The sequence below is a fragment of the Rhodoferax sp. genome (assembly GCF_025354435.1).
Lineage (GTDB): Bacteria > Pseudomonadota > Gammaproteobacteria > Burkholderiales > Burkholderiaceae_C > Rhodoferax_B.
This window is the reverse complement of sequence record NZ_JANXMU010000075.1, coordinates 1-7022: the sequence shown is the minus strand read 5'-3', so window position 1 is coordinate 7022 and position 7022 is coordinate 1. Positions and strand designations below refer to the sequence as shown.

Annotated in this window: 7 protein-coding genes; 2 read left to right on the top strand and 5 right to left on the bottom strand. The window is 64.4% G+C overall.

The window, feature by feature from the left end; translation table 11 throughout:
* Positions 1–248: 248 nt before the first annotated feature.
* From Q0T48_RS19085 to Q0T48_RS19070, 4 genes are all read right to left on the bottom strand, one after another.
* Entirely contained in the window at positions 249–824 is a 576-nt protein-coding gene (locus tag Q0T48_RS19085; RefSeq protein WP_295959696.1) for a hypothetical protein, read from the bottom strand.
* Between the two features lie 316 nt (positions 825–1140).
* The gene (locus Q0T48_RS19080; RefSeq protein ID WP_295959693.1) at positions 1141–1791 is read right to left on the bottom strand and encodes a glutathione S-transferase family protein; all 651 of its coding nucleotides are present in this window, start codon (positions 1789–1791) and stop codon (positions 1141–1143) included.
* 19 nt (positions 1792–1810) lie between these two features.
* Positions 1811–2989, bottom strand: coding sequence for an MFS transporter (locus Q0T48_RS19075; protein ID WP_295959691.1), 1179 nt, complete (start codon positions 2987–2989; stop codon positions 1811–1813).
* A gap of 68 nt (positions 2990–3057) precedes the next feature.
* On the bottom strand, positions 3058–4260 hold the full coding sequence (locus Q0T48_RS19070) for an MFS transporter (RefSeq protein ID WP_295959690.1): 1203 nt from the start codon (positions 4258–4260) through the stop codon (positions 3058–3060).
* Between the two features lie 266 nt (positions 4261–4526).
* Between Q0T48_RS19070 and Q0T48_RS19065 the strand changes: the two genes are divergently transcribed.
* Together Q0T48_RS19065 and Q0T48_RS19060 are read left to right on the top strand one after the other, a co-directional pair.
* Positions 4527–5435 (top strand): LysR family transcriptional regulator, encoded by a 909-nt coding sequence (locus Q0T48_RS19065; protein ID WP_295959699.1) that lies wholly within the window; start codon positions 4527–4529, stop codon positions 5433–5435.
* A 71-nt stretch (positions 5436–5506) separates the two neighbouring features.
* Positions 5507–6298, top strand: a complete 792-nt coding sequence (locus tag Q0T48_RS19060; protein ID WP_295959687.1) for a transglutaminase family protein — start codon at positions 5507–5509, stop codon at positions 6296–6298.
* Between the two features lie 4 nt (positions 6299–6302).
* Here Q0T48_RS19060 and Q0T48_RS19055 read toward each other — a convergent pair whose 3' ends face one another.
* Complete coding sequence (locus tag Q0T48_RS19055) at positions 6303–6650, bottom strand: HPF/RaiA family ribosome-associated protein (protein WP_295959684.1); 348 nt, start codon at positions 6648–6650, stop codon at positions 6303–6305.
* Positions 6651–7022 lie beyond the last annotated feature (372 nt).

Below are 7022 nucleotides of genomic sequence, written 5' to 3'. Positions count from 1 at the left end.
ATTGCAGGTGTAGATGGTTTTGTCTTTGGCCATGCAGCGACTATAGCCGAAGGCTGTGTAAAAACACAGTAGCTATTGTTTTAGGAGCTGTGCCCGCCTATTTCATCAGCGCTAGCGGCACTTTTTATCTGGAGATGGTGGCTACGCTGTGCTGGGTGCACACATCACGTCTGAATTCACCGGTCTGCGCGGCTCTTCGCACAGGTCCGGTGGAATGATGGGTTAGGCGGCGTTTTAGCGGATAAAGCTCACTTGACAAAGAACTCTTCAGCTTGCGCTAGAAACTGTTGGTAGAACTGCGCTCCAGCCTCTGCCACTGAAACGACGTTCATGGGATCGACAGGACTGCCCAAGTGAGTTGTTGGAATAGGGTAAGTGCGACCACGATTAACCACTGGCAAGAGCGTAGTTCTGGCGGGAAGAAAATCGACTCTTATCGTCTGCGGCGACTTAATTGAAATATGCCCATTTTTGATTTCCATGTGCTCGATGTAAAGACCGTTCCCGTCGGCAGAATTGATTCCGATGCCCCCTGGCTCCCGCCCAACAATTTCATTGACTGTGTGTTCATCCGCACCACGCGCGTTCACGAGGTACGCGAGTAACGGGTCGGTCTTTCTAAGGCCTTCAAACTTGCCCTTCCAGCCACGCCATTTCGGACTATTTCCGAAGTGATTCAACGCCTTGTTCCAAATGCGCTCCAAGCGTCTAAGAAACTCTTTCCAGTTCTCTTCAAATTCGTCCAGAGCTTTCGAATTGCGCATGGTGTCAATTGCAGCTCGGGCCTTTGCGAGTTCAATGTGTGTCTGTTCAGAATGCTGCATAGCTTACGACGCCCAACGTGATGCACACCGCAAACCCTGCGGTTTACATCGGCGATTGAGGTTTAAATCATCCATCGAAATCTCCTGAAAGTGGCTTGCAGACTTATTTTTCGTAGGGTGATCCGGTTTTTATACAGGGTTAAAAACCCCGACAAACTCCGCAAACAAAGCGCCGAACCACTATAGCCCGCCGAAGCTTCGCCACACCCCACGCGGCGGCATTGCTCCTTCAAAAGAGGGCTACACGCAACACCCTCATTTCCGTAGCTGCTCACGCCCATTCCATAAGCGCTAGCAGCACTTTTTACCTACAGAATCAAACCCACGGCTGCGCTAACCCTTCCGTGGCAAACACCCGCTGCACCGCCGGGCGCGCCAGCATCGCCTGCAGGTACGGCCCCAGGTACGGGTAGGTGCGCGCCGGGGCGCTGGCGAAGTTGCGGGTCCAGCGGCACAGCATCAGCGCGTACGCGTCCAGCGCGGAATAGGTGGGGCCCAGCAGCCAGGGGCCGCCGTGGCGGGCCAGCTCGGCATCCAGTTGCGCCAGCAGGCCGCCGACCCGCAGTTCGGCCTGGGTTTTTACCTCGGCGGCACCGGCGGTGTTGCCGGGTTTCACCCAGCGGTGCGGGTAGAAATAGGCGATCAGCGTGCTTTGCAGGGTGTTGGTCATCCACACCAGCCATTTGTAGAAATGGGCGCGCTCCAGCGTGCCGACTGCCGGGGCCAGGGCTGCGGCGGGGTGGCTGTCGCACAGGTGCAGGCAGATGGCGGCGGACTCGAACAGCACCAGGTCGCCGTCGGTCAGCACCGGGACCAGGCCGTTGGGGTTGAGTGCCAGGTAGGCCGGGGCCTTGTGCGCGCCTGCGCTGGTGTCGACCAGCAGCCGTTCATACGGCACGCCAATTTCTTCCAGCAGGATGTGCGGGGCCATGGCGGCGGTGCTGGGGGCGTAGTGGAGTTGCAGCATGGTGGTGTGTGTGAAGAGGTTATGGAGTCTGCCGCTGGTGCTGGCGGATGCCCCAGGTGGCCAAGCTTAAACCGACCAGCGCCCACACCAGCAGCGGCAGCACCAGGCCCAGCGGGCCCATGCTGGCAATGGCGTAGGCAAACACCGGCGGGCCAATCGTGGAGCCCAGGTTGCCCATTTGCGCCACCGCCCCGGTGGCGCGGGCCTGCACCGGCGGCGCGTCGCTTAAATACGGTACCAGCGCAAACGCGGCCCCGCCCGCCAGGCCCACCAGCGCCATCAACAGCAAGGCCACCGGCGCAATCGCGATGCCCTGCCACAGGCACAGCCCCAGCGCCAGCCCGGCAGCGGCCACGCCCGCAAACGCCAGCGGCACCAGCGTGGAGGGGCGCAGTACCGATTGGGCCAACCAGCCCGCCAGAAAGTTGCCGCCGATGCTGAGCAGTGGCAGCGCCACCGCCAGCCAGGCGCGGTCGGCCCCGGCCTGCTGCGGGATAAAGGTCAGCAAGGCGATGGCGGTGGCGGTATAGAAGAAAAAGCAGCCGCCCGGCAGCGCCGTGGCCCACTGGCTGTAAATGCGCGCATGCAATTGCGGCAGGCTGGCCAGCGCCGGCCAGGCCTGGGTGGCGGCACTGTCGCGGGGCAGCAGCCACAGCACCGCGGCCCCCATCAGCGCCATGCCTACCGCATGCACCACCAGCAAGCCGCTGAGCTGGAAGTGCGCCAGCACCCAACCGCCGCCCGCCGCGGTGAGCGCAAACGCCACCCCGACAAAGGTGCTCCACAGCCCCATGGCGATGGAGCGGTGCTGCGGCGCGCTGTGCTGCATGATCAGCGTGGGCGCGGCCACCACCACCGCCAGCTGCGACACGCCTTCGAACAGCCGCGTCAGCCACAGCAGCGGAAATGGCGGCACCAGCGACTGCACCAAGGCCAGCACCGCCCCCAGCCCCATGCCCACCAGCAGCAACCGCCGGTAGCCGATGGCCGGAGCACACAAGCCCATGGTCACGCCCAACACCAGCCCGACCATGCCCACGGTGGACAAAATCCAGCCCATGGCCGCAGGCGTGGCCCCGTAAGTGGCCTGAAGGGCCTGGAAGGCAAAAGACACCTTGGAAAACTGCATCGCCGCCAGCACGCCGCACAGCCACAGGGTGATGACGCGCGGCCAGTGGGTGGTGGGCAGTGAGGACATATAAAAAGGAGGAGTGCTTTTAAAAATATAGCTGCTCGCGCAGGCAGAACCTGCGCTGGCAGCCTATTTTATGCCTGACTTTTCGGCCATAGTCGCACCGCCAGTGCCACCCCACCCGCCAGCGCTGCCAGGCCGCACACGCCCGGCCAGCCCCATTGCGCCAAGGCTTGGCTGCCCAGCCAGGCACCGCTGGCCATGCCGATGAACATGCTGCCCATCAACACCGCGTTCAGACGGCTGCGGGCGGCGGGCTCCAGGCTGTAGACGATGGTTTGGTGGGCGATCAAGCTGGCCTGCACGCCCAGGTCGAACACCACCGCACCGACGGCAATCAGCCACAGCGGGCCACCGCCGTCCATGCCGCCGATGGCCATGGCGATGAACGCGGCCACCACCAGTGCCGCGCCCATGCGCGTCACCACCTCGGGGCCGCGGCGGTCGGCCACCTTGCCGGCCAGCGGCGCGGCCAGCGCACCGGCAGCCCCCGCTAGGCCAAACGCCCCGGCGGCGGCGCTGCCCAGGTGGAAGGGCGCGGCATGCAGCATCACCGCCAGCGTGGACCAGAACGCGCTGAAGGCCACGCTGAGCAGGCCCTGGGCCAGGGCGGCGCGGCGCAAACCGGCGTGGCGCTGCAGCAGCGTGCCCAGGCTGGCCATCAGCGCCAGATACGGCATTTGCGTGGTCGGCACAAAGCGCGGCAGGCCGCGCCACACGGCCACGCCCAGCAAGGCGATGCTGAGCGCCGCCACCACAAACATGCTGCGCCAGCCCGCGTGCTCAGCCACAAAGCCCGACACCACGCGCGACAGCAAAATGCCCAGCAGCAGCCCGGTCATCACCGTGCCCACGGTCTTGCCGCGGCTGGCCTCCGGGGCCAGCGTAGCGGCGGCGGGCACGATGTCTTGCGCCAGCGTGGCCGAGATACCAATCGCCAGGCTGGCCGCCAGCAGCACGCCGATCGACGGTGCCGCCGCCGCCGTCAGCAGCGCGATGCACAAAATAGCGGCCTTGCCCAGGATGATGCGGCGGCGGTCAAACCGGTCCCCCAGCGGGGCCAGCAGGATCAGGCCCAGCGCGTAGCCGAGTTGCGTCAGCGTCGGCACCAGGCCGATGGCCCCCGGCGATGCCTGGAACTCGCCCGCCAGCACGCCCAGCATGGGCTGGCTGTAATACAGCGCGGCGGCGGCCAGGCCCGCACCTGCGGCGAGCAGCAGCACCAGTGCGCCAGGTAAGACCGTGGGCTGGTTATGCGTCATAACGGTAGAAGACATGGTGAAAACCCTCAAATTGTCGAATGCCGCGAGTGTCCTTGAATCCCACTGCACAGGGAACACCCACGCTAGGCACAATGCCTATACGCTAGACACATGACTAAGAACCGCAACCCAACGTTCAGCCAGAACGCACGCCCACCAGAAACACCGCAGAACTGGCTTCGCCAGGCTGCTGGTGTTGCCCCCTGCAAGGGGGTTGGCGAAAAGCGCTTGCGCTGTAGCCTGGGGGTGTGCAATTGACCACGCCTGACCGCATCGAACTGATGCAAACCTTTGTACGCATCGTCGAGGCGGGCAGCCTGTCGGCCGCGGCGCTGCAAATGGGCGCGACCCAGCCCACGGTGAGCCGCCGCTTGCAGGCGCTGGAGCGCTCGCTGGGCATCAAGCTGCTGCAGCGCTCTACCCATGCCATGCAGCTCACCGAGGACGGCAGCCGCTGCTTCGACCGCGCCAAAGAACTGCTGGGCCGCTGGGATGCGTTCAAGGCCGACCTGCGCGGCAGCCACGATGTGCCCGAGGGCACGCTGCGGATCATGGCGCCGCACGCCTTTGGCCAACAGCAGCTTATCACCCCGCTGGCCGAATACCTGCGCCGCTACCCCCGGGTGGCGGTGGAATGGCTGCTGCACGACGGCACGCCCAACTTCATTGCCGATGGCATCGACTGCGCCATCCACGTGGGCGCGGTGGACGACCCGGCCGTGGTGTCGGTCAAGCTGGCCGAGATTCCGCGCATCGTAGTGGCCGCCCCCAGCCTGCTGGGCGACGGCCCCCGACCCACGCATGCAGAGGGTCTGGCCACGCTGCCTTGGCTAGCCCTGCGCACCTTTTACCGCAACGAAATCACCCTGCAGCACTGCAGCGGCGCGCAACACCGCCTGGCGCTGCAGCCACGCATCAGCACCGACAGCCTGTTTGCCATGCGCAATGCCGCGCTGATGGGCCTGGGCGTGTGCGTCGCCTCTGCCTGGGCGGTGGCCGACGACGTAGCCAACGGCACGCTGGTGCACCTGCTGCCCGAATGGCATGCCGCCCCGCTGCCGATGGTATTGCTCTACCCCTACGCGCAGTTCTACCCGGCCAAGCTGCGGCGCTTTGCCGAAGTGCTGCGCGCCGCCCTGCACCACGGCCTGGAGCCGGCCTGGGCGCACGACCTTACATCCTCACAATAAAGCGCCCTTCTCCTACATTCCTGTCACACCTGCAGGTCTAAGCTAGCCGTATTTTTTCGGGAGCCCCGCACATGCAACTCACTGCCACCTGCACCCTGTCGGTCCACAACACCGCTGACTGCCCCCTGGTCGCCATGCTGCGGGCCTGCCACGGCGAGGCCCAGCACATCCTGCAGGAAAATTTTGACGTGCAACCCTGGGTGCCGCGCTACGACTACACCGATGTCTACGGCAACCTGTGCCAACGCATGGTGCTGCAGCCCGGCCTATCGCACATGGCCTTGTCGGTCACGGCCGAGGTGGATGCCAACATTGCCACCGCCCCGCAGGCCGCCCCCACCCCCACGCAACTGCTGCCCGACAACGTGCTGCTGTACCTGCTGCAAAGCCGCTACTGCCCGTCGGACAAGATGGCCGAACGGGCGCTGGGCATCGTGGGCAATGCGCTGCCCGGCTACGACCAGGCCGAAGCCATCCGCGCCTGGATCCACACTAACCTCACCTACCAGTACGGCGTGAGCACAGCCACCACCGATGCGCTGGACACGCTGTCGCAGGGCGCGGGCGTGTGCCGCGACTTTGCGCATGTGGGTATCGCCCTGTGCCGCAGCCTGCGCCTGCCCGCGCGCATCGTCGTGGGCTACCTGTACGGGCTGGACCCGATGGACTTGCACGCCTGGTTCGAGGTGTTTGTGGGCGGCCGCTGGTACACCTTCGATACCACCCAGGCCCAGCCGCGCGGCGGGCGCATCGTGCTGGCCTACGGGCGGGACGCGGCGGATGTGGCGTTTATCTCCGACTATGGCAGTGCGCCGCTGGAGATCCAGAACATGCAGGTGACAGTGAACCTGTCACCTGCCTAAGTTTTTACTCCGGCAAGACCAGCGCGTCGCCGCGGGTCTTTTGGTCGTGCAGCTTGTGCAGCAGGTCGTCGATCTTGCGGGTGAGTTTTTCGGCTGCACCATCGACCGCCTTGTGCAAGGTGTCGGCATGGTGGGTCACGGCCACGGGCGGGCGGCCTTCCAGGCGGGCTTCCAGCATGCAGCGCTTGTCATGGTGGCCGTTTTTGTCGCTGTTTTCGTCGCTCAGGTGCACTTCGACGCGGGTGATGTGCGGGCTGAGCCGCGCCAGCGCGTGCTGTACCACCCCGGTCACGTGGGCCGCCAGGCCTTCGTGGCCTTCGATGTTGTGGTCGGTGTTGAACTGGATCTGCATAGAGTCTCCTTGTAGGTGGATAGGGGCAGAGCGCCGATGCTGCCAGGGTCGCCCAATTGCGATGGCTACCTGGTGGAGCCCGCGAACGGGCCGTGGGTTCCCCTTACCCTACCACCCCCGCTTGTTGTCCGCATTGGGCATAGCCCAAATATGCCCCACAGCCAGTGGGGTTTGCTATGGTTTATAGAGCTACTTACGAAGGTCACATCAGCACCAGAGGTAGATTTATCCCTTAAGGCAACGCTGAATAAGTCCCGACCTGGCGCGTGACTTGCATTGGTATTGTCATCCCTCACAAGGCGACAAAGATGAAGCAACACACCCTGGCCCTGGCCGCCGACCAAGAAGCGGGATTCGCCCAGCACCGCAAAC